This is a genomic window from Desulfovibrio sp. X2, from assembly GCF_000422205.1.
GTDB lineage: Bacteria > Desulfobacterota > Desulfovibrionia > Desulfovibrionales > Desulfovibrionaceae > Alkalidesulfovibrio.
The window spans coordinates 90,736-105,728 of the sequence record NZ_ATHV01000019.1 but is presented as its reverse complement, the minus strand read 5'-3'; the positions used below and the strand labels follow the sequence as shown (position 1 = coordinate 105,728).

At 68.0% G+C, this 14,993-nt stretch carries 13 protein-coding genes and 1 tRNA gene; 6 read left to right on the top strand and 8 right to left on the bottom strand.

Going from position 1 to position 14,993, the window contains the following annotated elements; all coding sequences use genetic code 11:
- Positions 1-62: 62 nt before the first annotated feature.
- On the bottom strand, positions 63-2,795 hold the full coding sequence (locus tag DSX2_RS07410; RefSeq protein ID WP_020880548.1) for a lipopolysaccharide assembly protein LapB: 2,733 nt from the start codon (positions 2,793-2,795) through the stop codon (positions 63-65).
- 56 nt (positions 2,796-2,851) lie between these two features.
- Here DSX2_RS07410 and DSX2_RS07405 point away from each other — a divergent pair, with 56 nt between their 5' ends.
- The 4 genes from DSX2_RS07405 to DSX2_RS07390 are packed head-to-tail and all read left to right on the top strand — an operon-like array spanning position 2,852 to position 6,352.
- A complete protein-coding gene (locus DSX2_RS07405) occupies positions 2,852-3,229 on the top strand; it encodes a molybdenum cofactor biosynthesis protein MoaE (RefSeq protein WP_020880547.1) in 378 nt (125 codons plus the stop codon).
- A 36-nt stretch (positions 3,230-3,265) separates the two neighbouring features.
- The gene (locus DSX2_RS07400; RefSeq protein WP_020880546.1) at positions 3,266-4,444 is read left to right on the top strand and encodes a glycosyltransferase family 4 protein; all 1,179 of its coding nucleotides are present in this window, start codon (positions 3,266-3,268) and stop codon (positions 4,442-4,444) included.
- Positions 4,441-5,559, top strand: a complete 1,119-nt coding sequence (locus DSX2_RS07395) for a hypothetical protein (RefSeq protein WP_020880545.1) — start codon at positions 4,441-4,443, stop codon at positions 5,557-5,559. The genes DSX2_RS07400 and DSX2_RS07395 overlap by 4 nt, the downstream gene beginning before the upstream one ends.
- A gap of 40 nt (positions 5,560-5,599) precedes the next feature.
- Positions 5,600-6,352, top strand: a complete 753-nt coding sequence (locus DSX2_RS07390; RefSeq protein ID WP_020880544.1) for a UPF0280 family protein — start codon at positions 5,600-5,602, stop codon at positions 6,350-6,352.
- Positions 6,353-6,761: 409 nt separating this feature from the next.
- Here DSX2_RS07390 and dnaA read toward each other — a convergent pair whose 3' ends face one another.
- From dnaA to DSX2_RS07355, 7 genes are all read right to left on the bottom strand, one after another.
- Positions 6,762-8,186, bottom strand: coding sequence for a chromosomal replication initiator protein DnaA (gene dnaA, locus DSX2_RS07385; protein ID WP_020880543.1), 1,425 nt, complete (start codon positions 8,184-8,186; stop codon positions 6,762-6,764).
- Between the two features lie 589 nt (positions 8,187-8,775).
- Positions 8,776-9,417, bottom strand: a complete 642-nt coding sequence (gene thyX, locus DSX2_RS07380; protein ID WP_020880542.1) for an FAD-dependent thymidylate synthase — start codon at positions 9,415-9,417, stop codon at positions 8,776-8,778.
- Between the two features lie 16 nt (positions 9,418-9,433).
- The gene (gene ruvB, locus DSX2_RS07375; protein WP_020880541.1) at positions 9,434-10,426 is read right to left on the bottom strand and encodes a Holliday junction branch migration DNA helicase RuvB; all 993 of its coding nucleotides are present in this window, start codon (positions 10,424-10,426) and stop codon (positions 9,434-9,436) included.
- 41 nt (positions 10,427-10,467) lie between these two features.
- Positions 10,468-11,076: a Holliday junction branch migration protein RuvA gene (gene ruvA, locus DSX2_RS07370; RefSeq protein ID WP_020880540.1), complete on the bottom strand. Its 609-nt coding sequence runs from the start codon at positions 11,074-11,076 to the stop codon at positions 10,468-10,470.
- A 64-nt stretch (positions 11,077-11,140) separates the two neighbouring features.
- On the bottom strand, positions 11,141-11,668 hold the full coding sequence (ruvC, locus tag DSX2_RS07365) for a crossover junction endodeoxyribonuclease RuvC (RefSeq protein ID WP_020880539.1): 528 nt from the start codon (positions 11,666-11,668) through the stop codon (positions 11,141-11,143).
- 1 nt (position 11,669) lies between these two features.
- A complete protein-coding gene (locus tag DSX2_RS07360) occupies positions 11,670-12,419 on the bottom strand; it encodes a YebC/PmpR family DNA-binding transcriptional regulator (RefSeq protein ID WP_020880538.1) in 750 nt (249 codons plus the stop codon).
- A 12-nt stretch (positions 12,420-12,431) separates the two neighbouring features.
- Positions 12,432-13,061, bottom strand: coding sequence for an RlmE family RNA methyltransferase (locus DSX2_RS07355; protein WP_020880537.1), 630 nt, complete (start codon positions 13,059-13,061; stop codon positions 12,432-12,434).
- Between the two features lie 67 nt (positions 13,062-13,128).
- Between DSX2_RS07355 and DSX2_RS07350 the strand changes: the two genes are divergently transcribed.
- Both DSX2_RS07350 and DSX2_RS07345 read left to right on the top strand, forming a co-directional pair.
- On the top strand, positions 13,129-14,718 hold the full coding sequence (locus DSX2_RS07350) for a glycosyltransferase (RefSeq protein ID WP_020880536.1): 1,590 nt from the start codon (positions 13,129-13,131) through the stop codon (positions 14,716-14,718).
- An 89-nt stretch (positions 14,719-14,807) separates the two neighbouring features.
- Positions 14,808-14,883, top strand: a tRNA-Ala gene (locus DSX2_RS07345).
- Positions 14,884-14,993 lie beyond the last annotated feature (110 nt).

Below are 14,993 nucleotides of genomic sequence, written 5' to 3'. Positions count from 1 at the left end.
CGCCCGGAAACGGCAGCACTGGCGCGCAGCCCCGGGACGGCCCCCCCTTCCCGTCGAGAAGCCTATTTCGCCCTGCTCTTGCCGGTCTTGCCCGCCTTGCCGCCCGCGGACCGTCCCTTTCCCCGGCGCGAGGCCGCGCCGCGCGACAGCCGCCCCGGCTTCGAGCGCTGGAACTTGACCTCCTTGGCGTACTCCTCGGAGAAGAGCTGCTCCTTCTTGCGCTCGAAGACCACGGCCGTCTTGAGGGCCGCGAAGGCCATGGCGGCGATGGAGAGGATGACGATGAGGCCCTTCTGCAGCTGCCACTTCTGGCGCAGCAGCATGTCCACCACCCAGCCGCTCATGAAGTGCTCCGTGCCGTAGACGATGACCGGCATGAGAATGAGGGCCAGGCCGAGGCCGACGAGCTCCATCCAGATGAAGTTGCGGCCGAGCAGGAGCACGAAGAATGTGGCGTCGCGGATGACGCGCAGGGTGACCAGGCGCCCCTGCAGGACGTGCAGGCGGTCCTCCACCTCGGTGAGGTAGCCCTGGGCCTTGCGGAAGTTGTCGGCCACCTGCAGGTGCTGCAGCTTCATCCAGTTGAGCTTTTCCGCGCAGTAGTTGAAGTCGCGGTTGAAGTCGCGCAGCAGCTTGGGGAACGGGAACCAGGACGCCTCGCGCTGCACCTCGACCAGGCGCTCGAGCAGGACGTCCACGCGCTTCACGACAACGCGGACCTCGCTGTCCAGCGTCTCCTGCAGGTCCTTGGCAAAGGAGCGGGTGCCGCTGATGAGCCGCTGGAAGGCCACGTAGTTGGTCACTCTGGTCAGGCCGAGCAGCCTGTCCACGCGCGTCCTGGCGGCCTCCATGTAGGGATGGTCCGGGGCGAACCACTGGTCCAGCCGGGCGGAGAGCTCCTCCGCCGTCTTCGCGGCCACCTGGGCCTCGGCCTGGGCCTCGCGCCACAGGTCCCACAGCGACGCCAGGATGCTGAAGCGGCCGCGCTCGAGCTCGGGATCCACGAGAATGCGGTTGAACATGTGCGGGTCGTTCTCGATGAGTCCCTGCAGCTGTCCGATGGCGTGCTCGGTGAAGCCCATCTTCACGAAGCAGACGCACTGCCGGTAGAGCGTGTCGCTCCAGCCCTTGGCGTGCTGCTCCGCCTGCTTGTACAGGGCGATGGCTTTGTCGAAGTTGAAGAGATATTCCCAGAGCCTGCCCTGCATCATGCAGAAGGCGGCGCGCTGCACCGGGGTGTAGGAGAGGCGCTCGGCCTCCTGGAAGAAGAACGCGGCCTGCTGGTAGTCCTCGTTCTCGAGGTTCAGCAGGGCCTGCAGCGAGCGCGGCTGGTAGCTCCTGGGGTAGCGCAGGATTGCGTTGCCGAGCAGGCTTTCGGTATTGGCCTGGTTGCCGGAACGCAGGGCGTCCAGGGCCGCCCAGATGTACTCGCCCTCCTCGGGCCCGAGCCCCTCGAAGGCCCCGGCCCAGTCCTTGGAGCGGCTGCGCCAGACCATGCGCAGCATGCGCAGCTGGAACGGAAGGGTGTTTTCGTAGATGGCCTGCACCAGGAGGCCCGAGCGGTTCTTGGCCTCGAGAAGCTCGGCCACGCCTCCTGCGGGATTCTTCTGCAGGACCTCGTCGACCTCGCGCGAGAGTTCCGTGAAGTCCTCGAGGTTGAGCATGGCCAGCTTCTCCCAGATGTCTGGGCGGCCCATGGGAATGTTGCGCGAGGGGCACTGCGCGGGCTGGTGGCTCTTGAGCCCGCAGTAGAAGCACTCCTTTTCCGCTCCCGCCAGGATGCGGCGCGGCAGGTCCACCTGCAGGCTGCCGCCGCCTCCCTCGCCCTCGCCCGCCTGCGACAGGCTGACGTAGCACCAGTTCTCGAGGCCCTGCCGCTCGTCGAAGTAGCTCACGGCGTTGACCGTGAACTCGTCGCCCAGCAGGAAGGCCGTGCGGTAGCTCATGTGCGGGTAGTCGGGAGTCAGGCGGTTCCACTCGATGGAGAGCTTCTTGGGCAACTCCTCGTTGAAGTTGAGCCCCTCCTTGGGCGCGGCGAGCATGACGCAAGGCCAGTAGTGGCCGTCCGGCTGCCCCTTGACCGCGCGCACCTGGTTCAGCATCTCCCGGGTCCAGCCCCTGAGCAGGCGCAGGTTCTCGAGCGGCAGGATGAGGCTCGACTCGTTGAAGATGAACTTGAGCCCCATGCGCCGCAGCACCACCTCGGCGCGGCCGAAGAACTGGCGCCAGCCCTGCGTGTAGTCGCGGTCTCCGGGGTTGCCGAGCGGCTTGGCCACGAAATACCAGGCCAGCGACGACTCGTAGGAGTAGCTCGGATCGGATTCGAGCCCCCTCCACTCCGCGGCGGCCATGCCGGGCAGGATGGTCACGGGCTTGAGCTCGAGCCCCGCGACGGCCATGGCGGCGTCCTTGCAACGCGGGTGGACGAGTATCGAGAAGGAGGTCGGCGCCAGGGCCTCCTGCTTGCTGAGTTCGGCGGAGACGGACATGGAGCGTTCGTTGCTCCAGCCCACCAGGAGCGAGGCCGGGAGCACCTGGAACGAGACGGGCAGCGGATTGAGGCGGGCCCAGCTCTGCAGCCGCGCCAGGGCCTTGAAGACCTCGCGCGTGGAGAAGAACCACAGCGCCTGCGTGGAGGTCGCGGCCATCTGCATGCCGCCGTGGTCCTCGAGCGTCTGCCCGAGCGCGCGGGTCAACTGCCCGCTCCAGGCCATCCACAGCCCGAACCCGCTGGCCACCATGCGGGACTGCCGCACGCTCGGCAGGTTTTCAATCAGGTCTGAAAAGCTATACATCGGGCCGTCCCGGCGTTATGGTAAGCAAAAGCGAACTCAGCTAACCGGACAAGAACATGGACATCTCAAAAACTATTGCCGAACTCAAGAACGAACCAGGATTCCACGAGAACGTGGGGATGGTTCTGGTCCATAACGGCGTCGTGCGCGGCTGGTCGCGCGCCGACCACAAGGACGTCGACGCCGTGGATATCATCGTCGACCGCGAACGCATGGAGGCCATCCGCCGCGAGATCGAGCAGCGGCCGGGCATCTGGCGCGTCGTGGTCGAGGCCGCGGACGGCCTCCTCTTCCCCGGAGACGACGTGCTCTTCCTGGTCGTGGCAGGCGACATCCGGGAGAACGTCAAGCCCGCCCTGGCGGATCTCCTGGACAAGGTCAAGGCCGAGGCCATCCGCAAGAAAGAGCATATGGCCGACGAATCGAAGGCCTAGCGCTCCCCTGCTCGGAAAGCAAGTAACGGGCCAGCGGTGACCGACTCTCCTCGCGTCTCTTCGGCGGCTTTCACGGCCGCGCGCCCCGGCACGTCCGCGGGCAGCCCGCCCCGCGTGGCCCTGCTCGTGGAACGGCTGTCCACCTACGGCGGCACAGAAGGCTTCGCCTGGCGGCTGGCCAAAGCCCTGACCGGCCGCGGCCACGCGGTGGAGATGGTCTGCGCGCGTCAGGAAACCGACCCTCCCCCGGGCGTCGGCGTCATAACCGTCGGCCGCCCTCCCCTGCTGCGCTGGCTGAAGACCGCCTGGTTCGCCCTGGCCGCGGAGAGGGTGCGCAGGAGGCGAGGCTACACCGTGACCGTGAGTTGCGGCAACACCCTGGCCCAGGACATCGCCCGCGTCAGCGGCGGACCGCTCGACGTCTTCCACGAGAAGTCGATCCGCGCCTATCCCCCCGGCCTGCCGCGCCTGTTCAAGCGCCTGAAGCGGGCGCTCTCCCCGGCCAACGCAGTTGTGCGGGCGGTGCAGAAGCGCCAGTTCGCCGACGGCGGGCGCATCGTCTGCGTCTCGCACCTGGTGCGCGAATGGATGGCCTCTTCCTTCTCCTCCCTCTCCATCGAGGACATGGGCGTGGTCTACAACCGGCCGGACCTCGCCCGCTACCACGTCCCGAGCCGGGAGGAGCGCCGGTCCGCCCGGGAGCGCTTCGGCCTTGCCCCCGGCGAATACGCCGTCGGCCTCGCAGGCACGAACTTCATGCTCAAGGGCGTGGCCACGGCCGTCTCGGCCCTGGCCGAACTGCCGGAGAACACCCGGCTGCTGGTGGCGGGCGGCAGGGCCCCGGAGCGCTTCCTGCGCCAGGCGCGCGAGCTCGGCGTTGCGGAGCGCGTGCGCTTCCTCGGCCGGGTGGCGGACATGGCGGGCTTCTACCACGCCTGCGACCTCTTCGTCCTGCCCACGTACTACGACACCTGCTCGAACGTCGTGCTCGAGGCCAGGGCCTGCGGGCTTCCCGCCATCACCACGCGCAGCAACGGCGCGGGATATTTCCTCGAGGACCGCTGGCTTCTGGACGACGCGGCCGACCACCACGCCCTGGCCGGACTGATCCGGACCGCATCCGAAAGCCCCGGGCTCGTGCCCTTCGCCTGGCCCGAAGACGTGCCCGCGGGCATAGAACCATACGTCCGCATGGTGGAGGAGCTGCTGGGATGAACACCGCTCGCCGCACGACGTGCCGCGCCCTGTGCGCCGCGCTCCTGATCCTTCTCTGCGCGGCCTTCCCCGCCGCGGCGGACACAGCCGGAGACGCGGCGGCCCTGCCCCTCTCCGTGGAGGTCACGGCGCACGGCACCGCCTTCATCGCGCCGCAGCAGAAGAACAGTCCGTCCACGGAGAATGCCGCCAAGCGTGAAGCCCTGCGCCGGGCAAGACTCGACGCGCTGAGCGCGGCCGCGGCGACCGGACTGCCCACAGGCCCCCTGCGCGACGCGTTCATTGAGGTTCGCCCCGTGCTCGAACACATGGCTGCGGGCTATCTCGATTCCGTTCTCGTGAGCAGCGCGGAGAAGACCCCCATGGGCGCCGTGGAGGTCACCGCCAAGGCCGTGGTGCGCCTGCGCGACCTCGCGCAGGACGCCCTGCTCCTGGCCGAACGGCAGCACCTGCACAACACGCCGCGCGTGCGCGTGCAGCCCGCTCCAGACGGAAGCGGCGCCGCGGCCGGGGAACTCGGCAAACTGGCCGGCGGACTCCGCGACCGGCTGCGCAGCGGCGGCTTCGCGCTCGTGCCGGACACGGCAAACGCGTCGGACGCGGATCTGCCGGTGCTGCGCATCGTCCTCTCCGCGGCGCAGGCGGCGGACGGCATCTCCGTCTCCGCGAGGGTCTTCGCTCCGGCGGACGCCGGGACAGGCATGACCGGCGACCAGGTTCTCGCCCAGGCGACATGCCTGGCCCGGCAGAAGGAGGCCGTTCCCTCCTGCGTGGACGCGCTGTGGCCCCGGCTGGTCAACCGGCTGCTCGATGTCTGGCGTGGTCTCTTGGACGCACCCCGAAGCATCGTGCTGCTGCAGGACGAGGTCAGCACCGAGCCGAACGCGCAGCGGATCGACGCCTGCCTGGCCGCAACCCTGACCCGCGCCCAGAGCGTCGCGCTCGTGCGCTACAGCTATCCCGTGGCCACCTCGCAGATGACCTACGCCGGGCTTCCCCTGTTCTTCGGCCAGGATCTCGAACTCAAGTCCCTGCGCCGCCAGTGCGGCGACTTCAGCCTGCGCTACGCCTCGCCCGTCGAGATACGCATCGGCCCCGCCGCACGCGGGAAGTAGATTCCCCCGACACCCGCCGACGCACCCGAGGAGGCCGGCAATGCCCGCAGAGCACCGCGATGCAGCCAGACGCTACAGGGCCGGGCTTGCGGCCCGAAAGGGCGAGGCCACGTTCCAGGTGGTCGTGGGCGAGAGCGACCTGCTGATCACCGCCACGAGCGACCTTTCGTCCGTTGCAGGCGGCGCGGTGCGCGCCCTGCGCGGCCAGATCACGTCCTACGCGGCCCTTCATCCCGACTTCCTGGACAGCCTCTCCCCCTTGCCGCCCGCGCCGGGCGCGCCCGAGATCGTGCGGCGCATGTGCGCCGCGGCCGCCGCGGTGGACGTGGGCCCCATGGCCGCCGTGGCCGGGGCAGTGGCCATGATGACCGCCGAGGCCCTCTCTTCCCTGTCCACGGAGCTCTTGGTGGAAAACGGCGGCGACCTCTACTGCATCTCCACGAAGGAGCGCACCATCGGCCTCCTGGCCGATCCGGCGCAGGGCATCGCGCTCGGCGTGCGCGTGGCGGCCGACGAATTTCCCGTCAGCTTCTGTTCCTCCTCCGGCCGCATCGGCCACTCCCTGTCCTTCGGCCGGGGCGACCTCGTGGCCGTGCGCGCGGGCGACGCCTGCCTCGCGGACGCCGCAGCCACGGCCCTGGCCAACCGCCTGGGCACCTCGCGCGACCTCACCCGGGTCACGGACCAGGCCATGGCCTGGGAAGGCATCGGCATCGAGGGCGTCTTCGCCCAGCTCGGCGAGAAGATGGCGGTGTGGGGGCGGATGGAACTCACTGCGGCCGCGCTCGACTAGCGCGGCGGCCGTCTCCCGGTGAGTCCCGGGAAGACGGCGCGGCCGCGCCCGGCCTAAACGGCACGGACGACGAAACAGCCCCGGCCGCCTGCGCGACGCGGACCTTCATGGCCGGAAACGATGCGGCTAGTGTCGCGTCCGTGAAAAAAAGTCGATATGCTGCGCAGGAGTCGTACGCGACACGTGAACCGGGCGGATGCCCGGTTCCGCCGCCAGCGGCATCCGTTAGGCGAGCGCGCTTTGGCGCGAGCCTTACGGATGCCGACAGCAGCGATGCGGCAGCCGTTAGGCGAGCGCCCCAGGCGCGAGTCTTACGGATGCCGCTGGCGGCGTGAGCAAGCCGAAAACCACGTTTTCAGCGCAGCGATCTTCCGCAAAATACGGCTTTGCGTATTTTGCGGACGTCACACTAGATTTCGAGGAGGTCGAGGGCGCGCTCGAACTGGCGGCCGGCCGGGGTGCGCTTGGTCATCTCCCGTTCGACCTTGGTGATGCCCTTGAGCACGGTGGAATGCTTGCGGTTGAAGCGGACGCCGATGTCCTTGAGGGACAGGTCGGTGTATTTGCGGGCCAGGAAGAAGGCCGTGTTGCGGGCCATGACCACGCCCTGCCTGCGGCTCTTGGAGGCCAGGTCGCCCGCGTCGAGCTGGAAGGTCCGGCAGACGGCGGTGATGATCCGCTCCATGTCCGGGCTGTCCGCGTCGATGGCGTAGTTGGCCAGCACCTGCATGGCCAGGTCCTGGGTGATGTTCTGGCGCAGCAGCTTGGCCTTGAGGATCAGGTTCTGCAGGCAGCTCTCGAGCTGGCGGATGTCCGTCTTGATGCGCTCGGCCATGAGGGCCGAGACATCCTCCGGAATGATGGTCGCGTGCTGGCGCTGCGCCTTCTGCTCCACGATGCGCATGCGCGTGGTGAAGTCCGGGCGGTCGATGACGGCCAAAAAGCCCGCGCCGAAGCGGGAGGCGAGCTGGCTGTCCACGCCGGAGAGCTCGCGGGGCAGGAACGAGCTCGTGAAGACCACCTTGCTGCCGCGCGACTGCAGGGCCTTCAACGTGGCCAGGAGTTCGTCCTGGATCTTCTCCTTGCCCTGCAGGAAATGGATGTCCTCGAGCAGCAGGAGGTCCACGCTCTCCCTGAATTCCGCCTTGAAACGCTCGATCTCGCCCATCTTCAGAGCGACGACCATGCGCGTGGCGAACTCCTCGGCGGTGAGGTAGCGCAGCCGCACGCTGCGGTTCACGGCCGCGCGGGCGAGGTGGCCGCCGATGGCCTGGATGAGGTGCGTCTTGCCGAGCCCCGGGGCGGAGCACAGGAAGAGCTGGTCCGCGTGCAGGGAACACTGGCAGACGCTCTGCGAGGCCGCGTGGGCCAGGGCGTTGCTCGGTCCGACCACGAAGTCGTCGAAGGAGAAGCGCCAGCGGAAGCTCTGGTCCCCGTTCAGGGAGCAGGGCTGGCCGTGCGCCCCGGCGAGTCCGTCGCCCATCCCGGCAGGCATCCTGTCCGACGTCCTGGGGGAATGCCCGTCCGCGTCCACCGGCGCCGCGATGGTGCGCACCGCCGAACTGACGAGCTGCGCCCGGGACGCGACCTGCGCCTTCTGGGCCTGGGCCTTCACGTTGATGGACTTCACGCTGCCGAGCACCTGTTCCGCGGCCTCGGCCACCGTGTCGAGCAGCCTGTCGCGGACCCAGGAGGCCACGAAATCGTTGGGTGCGATAAGGGTCAGGGAGCCGTCGTCAAAGGTGGCGGAGAGGGGCTTGATCCAGACTTTGAAGAGGCCTGGATTCAGCCTTTTTTCGAGGATATTGAGAATATGGTCCCAGCCGTGCTTCATGAGGAGGAGTCTAAACCACTTTGAGGGCCGTGCAGCAATGACGGTTTAGTGGCTAAAGCCCCCTGCAGGACAAAGGTTTTATTTACAGTTCAACAATATGGAATATAAGCATATTTTTCTATGACTCGCGTTTCCGGGACTTCTCTCCGAGGGCCGGGAAGCGGCGTGGCGCCTGACTTCGCTTCAATGTCACGGGATGGCGTCAACACCGAAAGGAAAAGATTTTCCACAGGGCTATTCAACATTTTCTCTCAAAAACTCATTATTAATTTCATTTTTTAACTTAGGCACAGAAAGCGGCCTTGACACGCGCAAGCCCGCATAGCCACGGGAAAAGGTAAAATCCTGCGACAATCATCTGAAATTGCAAGAACAAACCAATATAATGCGTTTTTCATACCTCACGGGAAATAGACCAGTCCGTCCGCGCCCTTTCGGGCGTGTGCCGGAAATCCCCTGCCGGGCGTGCATTTCGGGAGGAAAGTCGGCCTGTCGCGGCAGGCGCGGGAGCGGCCGGGAGACAGGAGCGAGGGTCTTGCGGGACAGCGTTTTCCCGGCACCGTGACCCTGCTCCTGCCCACCCGTCCCGCTAGAGCGAAGGGGGGAAGCGCTCGGCCAGATCGCCGAAGAGTACAGGCAGTCTGCGGGAGAATTCGGCCAGGAGCGGCAGCATGACCTGCCTGATCTGCGGATGCGCGGGCGTGTCGCAGCGGAGCCTGAAGACGTGGCGCCACTCGCGCAGGTTGGCGGTCATGACGATCTCGGTCTTCAGCGAGTTGGGCAGCACGCTGCGCGCCTCCTGCGGCGTGGCCCCGGCGTCGGTGAGGGCCAGGTAGGCGTCCTCCGCGGCCTGCATGGCCTGCGTCCAGAGCGCGTAGCGGGTGTCGTCCTCGGCCCAGAACCAGGGCCGGATGACGGTTATCTCGCGGCCGAACCTGTCCTTGGCGTAGTTGGCGTAGCGCGTGGACTCCTGGCTGTAGGAGGCCAGGCGGTGGCGGACCAGCTCATGGGTCACCCCGCGGTCGCAGACGAAGCGCACCGTGGCCGAGGCGTGCTCGATGACCGACTCGTGGCCGGAACGCACGATGCGGCCGATGAAGGGCGCGGCCGTGCCCGGGGCCACCCGGTCCTCGGACTTGTAGCAGACCCTTCCGGCCAGCTCGAGCAGGCGCAGGACCTCCTCGGGCTCGGCCATGTGCATGATCTCGAAAGACGGCTCGACGATGCGCACGCGCTTCCCCTTGGGGTTAGATGATCTTCAGGTGGGTGTAGGCCTTTGCCGTGGCCACGCGGCCGCGCGGGGTGCGCTTCATGAAGCCGCACTGGATGAGATAGGGCTCGTAGATCTCCTCGAGCGTGCGCACCTCCTCGGAGAGCGCCACGGCAAGGGTCTTGATGCCCACGGGCCCGCCCTGGAACTGGTCGATGAGGATGGAGAGGATGGCCCTGTCCATCTGGTCCAGGCCGTGCGGGTCCACGTCCATGCGGTCCAGCGCCGCGCAGGCGGCCTCCTCGTCGACCACGGCCGCGCCCTGCACCAGGGCGAAATCCCGCACGCGGCGCAGAAGGCGGTTGGCGATGCGCGGCGTGCCCCGGGCGCGCCGCCCGATGGCCAGCGCGCCCTCGTCGGTCACACGCACGCCGAGTATCTTGGCCGAGCGCCGGATGATGCGCGAAAGCTCAGGGGGCGAGTAGAACTCCAGGCGGAAGATGACGCCGAAGCGGTCGCGCAGCGGCGAGGTGAGGAGGCCTATGCGCGTGGTCGCGCCGACCAGGGTGAAGGGCTCGAGGTCGATCTTGACCGTGCGCGCCCCCGGCCCCTGGCCGATGATCAGGTCGATCTTGTAGTCCTCCATGGCCGGATAGAGGACCTCCTCCACACTCGCGGGCATGCGGTGGATCTCGTCCACGAAAAGGATGTCGTGGCGGCCGAGGTTGGTCAGGATGGCCGCGAGGTCGCCGGTGCGCTCGAGCACCGGGCCGGAGGTGGAGACGAGGTTGACCCCGAGCTCCGAGGCCATGATCTGGCAGAGCGTGGTCTTGCCCAGGCCCGGGTTGCCGTAGAAGAGCGTGTGGTCCAGGGGACGGCCGCGCTCGAGCGCGGCGCGGATGAAGACGTCGAGGTTGGCGCGCAGGTCGTCCTGGCCGATGAACTCGGCCAGCCTGCGCGGCCTGATGGAGTCGTCGGCTCCCTGTCCGCCGCCCGCGGGATCATCGAAAGGGGGGTTCTCGCACTGCATCCGGGTGTCCGATGGGCCTGTTCAGGAAGGGCCGGGAGCCTCTAGCTCCGCGCCCTGGCAATGGCCTGGAGCGCCTTGCGCAAGGCGGCCGCGACGTCGAGGTCGGGCTCCTTCTCCAGCACGCCGCGCAGGATCGGCGCGGCCTCCTCCTCGGAGTAACCCAGGTTCACGAGACCGGCAAGGGCGTCCTTGAAGACCCCGCGCGACTGCTGCGGCGTGCCCGCCAGATGCGCCTCGTGTCCCTTCTTGTCGAGCTTGAAGCGGAGTTCGAGGAGCATCTGCTGCGCCGTCTTCTTGCCGATGCCGGAGATGCGCGTGAGCGCGGCCACGTCCTCCTCGACCACGATGCGCGTGAGCTCCTCGGGCGTGTACTGGTTGATCACGGCCTGCGCCTTGCGCGGCCCGAAGCCCGAGATGGAGATGAGAGTGCGGAAGGCATCGCGCTCCTCGCGGCTCTCGAAGCCGAAGAGCTCGAGCGCGTCCTCGCGCACCACGAGGTGCACGTGGAAACAGATCTCCCCGCCGCGCTGCGGCAGCGAGGCCAGGCTCTTGGCCGCCAGCTGGATCTCGTAGCCCACGCCGCCGGGCGTGAGCAGGGTGCAGGTGCGCTCGTCCATGGCGGCAAGCGTGCCGGTGAGGAAAGCGATCATCCGGGAGACTCCGTCGTCTGGCGTCCCCTGTCGCGGGGAGCGCGGGGGTCGCGGGGGCGCGCCGTCAGGAACACTTCGCGCCGGTGGCCTTTGCCAGGCGGCGCAGGCGCCGCTCGTTCAGGTGGCAGACGGCCACGGCCAGGGCGTCCGAGGCGTCCAGCGCGAAGCGGCGCGTGGTGCCGAGCAGCCGCCCGACCATGAAGGCCACCTGCTCCTTCTCGGCCCGGCCCGTGCCCACGATGCTCTTCTTCACGAGGGTGGGCTCGTACCCGGCCACGGGCAGCCCGGCCACGGCGCAGGCCGCGATGGCCGCGCCGCGCGCCTGCCCGAGCTTGAGCGCCGAGAGGGTGTTCTTGTTCACGAAGACGTTCTCGATGGCCGCCTCGAGGGGCCGGTGCTCGGCGATGAGCCCGGCCAGTTCCTCGTAGATGCGGCCGAGCCGCACGGCCATGTCGGCCTGCGCGGCGAGCTTGATGGTCCCGGCGTCGATCAGGGCGAGCGACCCGCCGCGCTCGGCCACGATGCCCCAGCCCGTCACACGGGAGCCGGGGTCGAGGCCGAGCACGATCAGGTCCGCCGGGCGGGGCTCCATGCTAGCCGTCCATCTCCGCCATGAGCTCGTCGGGCAGGTCGGAGTTGTCGTAGACGTTCTGCACGTCGTCGTTGTCCTCGATGGCGTCGAGCAGGCCCAGGATCTTGCGGCCCGCCTCGGCGTCCACCGGCACGGTGTTCTTGGGGATCATGGCCACCTTGGCGTCGAGGTAGGTCAGCTCGGCCGTGTCCAGGGCCTGCTGCACCGCGCCGAAGGCGTCGAAGGCGCAGCGCATCTCGAAGACCTCGCCCTCGTCGACCACGTCGTCGGCACCGGCCTCGAGCGCGGCCTCCATGAGCTGGTCCTCGGTGTAGGTCTCCTTGGAGAAGGCGAAGACGCCCATGCGGTCGAACATCCAGGCCACGGAGCCTGACTCGCCCAGGTTGCCGCCGCGCTTGGAAAAGATGTGCCTTATCTCGGCCACGGTGCGGTTCTTGTTGTCCGTGGCCACCTCGACGAGCACGGCCACGCCGCCGGGGGCGTAGCCCTCGTACATGATCTCCTCGATCGTGTCGCCCTGCAGCTCGCCCGTGCCCTTCTTGATGGCCGTGTCGATCTTGTCCTTGGGCAGGTTGATCGACTTGGCGTAGGCGATGGCCTGCTTCAGGCGGGAGTTGGCGGCGGGGTCACCGCCGCCGAGCTTGGCCGCGAGCATGAGCTCCTTGGCCGCCTTGGTAAAGAGCTTGCCGCGCTTGGCGTCCTGCGCGCCCTTCCTGATCTTGATGTTGGCCCATTTGCTGTGTCCGGACATGAATCCTCTCCTCTATTTCTCCTGGCTCGCGCCATCCTGGCCGGTCGTCTCCGGCCCCTTGTAGCCGAGGCCGATGATGAACATCTCCTTGCTCTCCTCGCGCGAACTCTTGGGCTTGAAAATCTTGACCGTGGCGAAGGAGCGGCGGACCTCGTCGACATAGGCCTTGGTGTCCGGGCCCTCGAAATTCTTCACGACGAAGCTGCCGCCCTTTAGCAGGACGAGGCGCGCCAGCGCAAGGGCCTCCTCGCACAAGTTCATGGACCGCGCCTGGTCGGTGAACTTCACGCCCGTGGTGCGCGGCGCCATGTCCGAGACCACGGCGTCGAACGGCCCTTCCGCGGCCAGCAGCGCGTCGAACTCCGCGCTGCGCTCGAAGACGTCTTCCTTGAGGAAGACCGCGTTGTTCGGAAAGGCGGTGTCCGTGTCCTGGATGTCGCAGCCGAGCACCTTGCCGGAGGGGCCGACCTTCTGGGCCGCGTACAGCGTCCAGGAGCCTGGCGCGGCGCCGAGGTCAAGGACCTTCATCCCGGGCTTTATGATGCCGAAACGGTTGTTGATTTCCTTGAGTTTGTATACAGAGCGGGCAGGATAGTTCTCCTGCTTGGCCTTCTTGAAATAATGATCGCGGTAGTTCTTCATTAGTATGCGGGCCGTAGGGGGTGAACAATCCCCTCTTCTAGCCGAAACCCCATCCGGAGTATAGCCCATGCCCGAGCGTCCCCGCGCCCCGCTTCCCGGCGATCCGCGACCCGAGCGGCTGAAGGTCGTGGCCGAGCTCGGCAGGCCGCAGAGCCTGCCCGCGGGCGAGGAGCAGTTCGAGGCCATGGGCACCGGGCAGGACATCCTGGTCCTCGGGCTTGGGCCGGAGCCGGGGCTTCTGGCCGAGCTTCTGCCGCGCGACGGCGTCTCCTTCGTGGAGTGCCCGGAGTTCGAGGCGCAGATGCCGCCCGAGTGGGGCAAGGCAGTGCCCCGCGCCTGGCAGCGCCTGTCCCCGGACAAGGCGCTCGCGGCCGTCGCCGCAGGCAGGCGCGTGCTCGTCTACCGCCCGAACCTGCGGCTCTTCCCCTCGTTCTGGGGGCCGCTTCGCGCCGCGGCGCAGGTGGCAAGCCTCGGCCGCGGCCAGGCGCACGAGGCCCTGCGCGAGGTCTGGCTGCCCGCGCGCGAGAACGGCCTCCTCGTGCGCGAGCTGGCCGACGCCTTCGGCGAGGAGGGGTTCTCCGTGCGCCTGCTCGCGCCGGAGGATCTTTCGAAAAACCTCCCCCGCCTGCTGCGCGAGGCCACGCCCGCCCTCTTCCTGAGCCTCAACTTCGCCGGGCTCGACGCCCACGGTGAGGCCTTCCACCTGCTCGAGGCCGCAGGCGCGGCCGTGGCAGTGTGGTGCGTGGACAACCCCTTCCACCTCCTCTCCGGCCTGCGCTCGGGTTTCTGGAAGAAGGCGCTCCTGTGCGTCACGGACGACAGCTTCACCCCGCGCCTCATGGACCTCGGCGCGCGCGCGGTGCTGCACCTGCCCCTGGCCGCCTGGCGCGGCTTCGGAGCGAATGTCGACGCAAAAATCGAGACGAACGACGACGTAGCCGAGGCCGAGGGCGCCCCTCCTGTCCGCGACTACGGCCTGGCCGAGCGGCTGGTCTTCGTGGGCCGCTCGGAGTTCCCGGACAAGGCGGGCTTCTTCGCGGGGATAACGCTCCCGGAGGACGTCTGGGAGGCGGCCCGCGAGCGCCTGGACAGAGGATTCCGACCCGACTTCGCCTGGTGGGCCGAACGGCTCGGCAGCCTGCTCTGGCCGGGCAGGCAGTCGCGCGAGCCCGGATTCGGGGCCGAGCAGTGCGCGCGGGAGTGGCGGGCCAGATGCCTCGCGGCCGGGGCTCGGGAGACACCCTTCACGGTCTTCGGCGACGCGGGCTGGGACGCCCTGGTGCCCGGCCTCACGGACAGGCGCGAACCCGTCGACTACTACGGCCCCCTGGCCGACATCTACGCCCAGGCGGGCGCGGTGCTGAACGTCACGAGCCTGCTTCTGCCCGCCGGGCTCACGCAGCGCCATTTCGACGTCTGGGCCGCGGGCGGCTTCCTGCTCACGGACGCCACACCCGGGCTCGCCATCTTCCCCGAGGAGCTGTGGCGCGAGATCAGCTTCGGCCGTCCGGACGACATCCCGGGCCTGTTCAGGAAGTTCAAAAACTCCCGCACCTCGCGCGAGACCCTGACCGCGGCCTGGCGCGAGCTAATCTTCGAGAAGCACACCTATCGCCACCGCGTGCGCTCGGTGCTCGACTGGCTGGACCTGGACTGAGCGCCGCCCGATCCTGCGCCGACAGCGCGCAAGGCGCACAACGCCCCTTGACCTCCATGCGGTTTGCGACTAAATACTCCCCTTCTCACGGGGACGTAGCTCAGCTGGGAGAGCGGCGCGTTCGCAACGCGTAGGTCGAGAGTTCAAATCTCTTCGTCTCCACCAGAAAAATCAAGGGCTTGCGGTGAAAACCGCAAGCCCTTTTTTCGTCTGGGGGACTCGCTTGGGGGACTCTGAGCCTACACCGCCATGATCTCGTCCGCCCTCTCCGGGGC

Excerpts from the sequence above, each read along its gene's own strand:
- DSX2_RS07410 (WP_020880548.1), bottom strand. The coding sequence starts at position 2,795 with ATGTATAGCTTTTCAGACCTGATTGAAAACCTGCCGAGCGTGCGGCAG.
- DSX2_RS07405 (WP_020880547.1), top strand. The coding sequence starts at position 2,852 with ATGGACATCTCAAAAACTATTGCCGAACTCAAGAACGAACCAGGATTC.
- DSX2_RS07395 (WP_020880545.1), top strand. The coding sequence starts at position 4,441 with ATGAACACCGCTCGCCGCACGACGTGCCGCGCCCTGTGCGCCGCGCTC.
- DSX2_RS07390 (WP_020880544.1), top strand. The coding sequence starts at position 5,600 with ATGCCCGCAGAGCACCGCGATGCAGCCAGACGCTACAGGGCCGGGCTT.
- dnaA (WP_020880543.1), bottom strand. The coding sequence starts at position 8,186 with ATGAAGCACGGCTGGGACCATATTCTCAATATCCTCGAAAAAAGGCTG.
- ruvB (WP_020880541.1), bottom strand. The coding sequence starts at position 10,426 with ATGCAGTGCGAGAACCCCCCTTTCGATGATCCCGCGGGCGGCGGACAG.
- ruvA (WP_020880540.1), bottom strand. The coding sequence starts at position 11,076 with ATGATCGCTTTCCTCACCGGCACGCTTGCCGCCATGGACGAGCGCACC.
- ruvC (WP_020880539.1), bottom strand. The coding sequence starts at position 11,668 with ATGGAGCCCCGCCCGGCGGACCTGATCGTGCTCGGCCTCGACCCCGGC.
- DSX2_RS07360 (WP_020880538.1), bottom strand. The coding sequence starts at position 12,419 with ATGTCCGGACACAGCAAATGGGCCAACATCAAGATCAGGAAGGGCGCG.
- DSX2_RS07355 (WP_020880537.1), bottom strand. The coding sequence starts at position 13,061 with ATGAAGAACTACCGCGATCATTATTTCAAGAAGGCCAAGCAGGAGAAC.
- DSX2_RS07350 (WP_020880536.1), top strand. The coding sequence starts at position 13,129 with ATGCCCGAGCGTCCCCGCGCCCCGCTTCCCGGCGATCCGCGACCCGAG.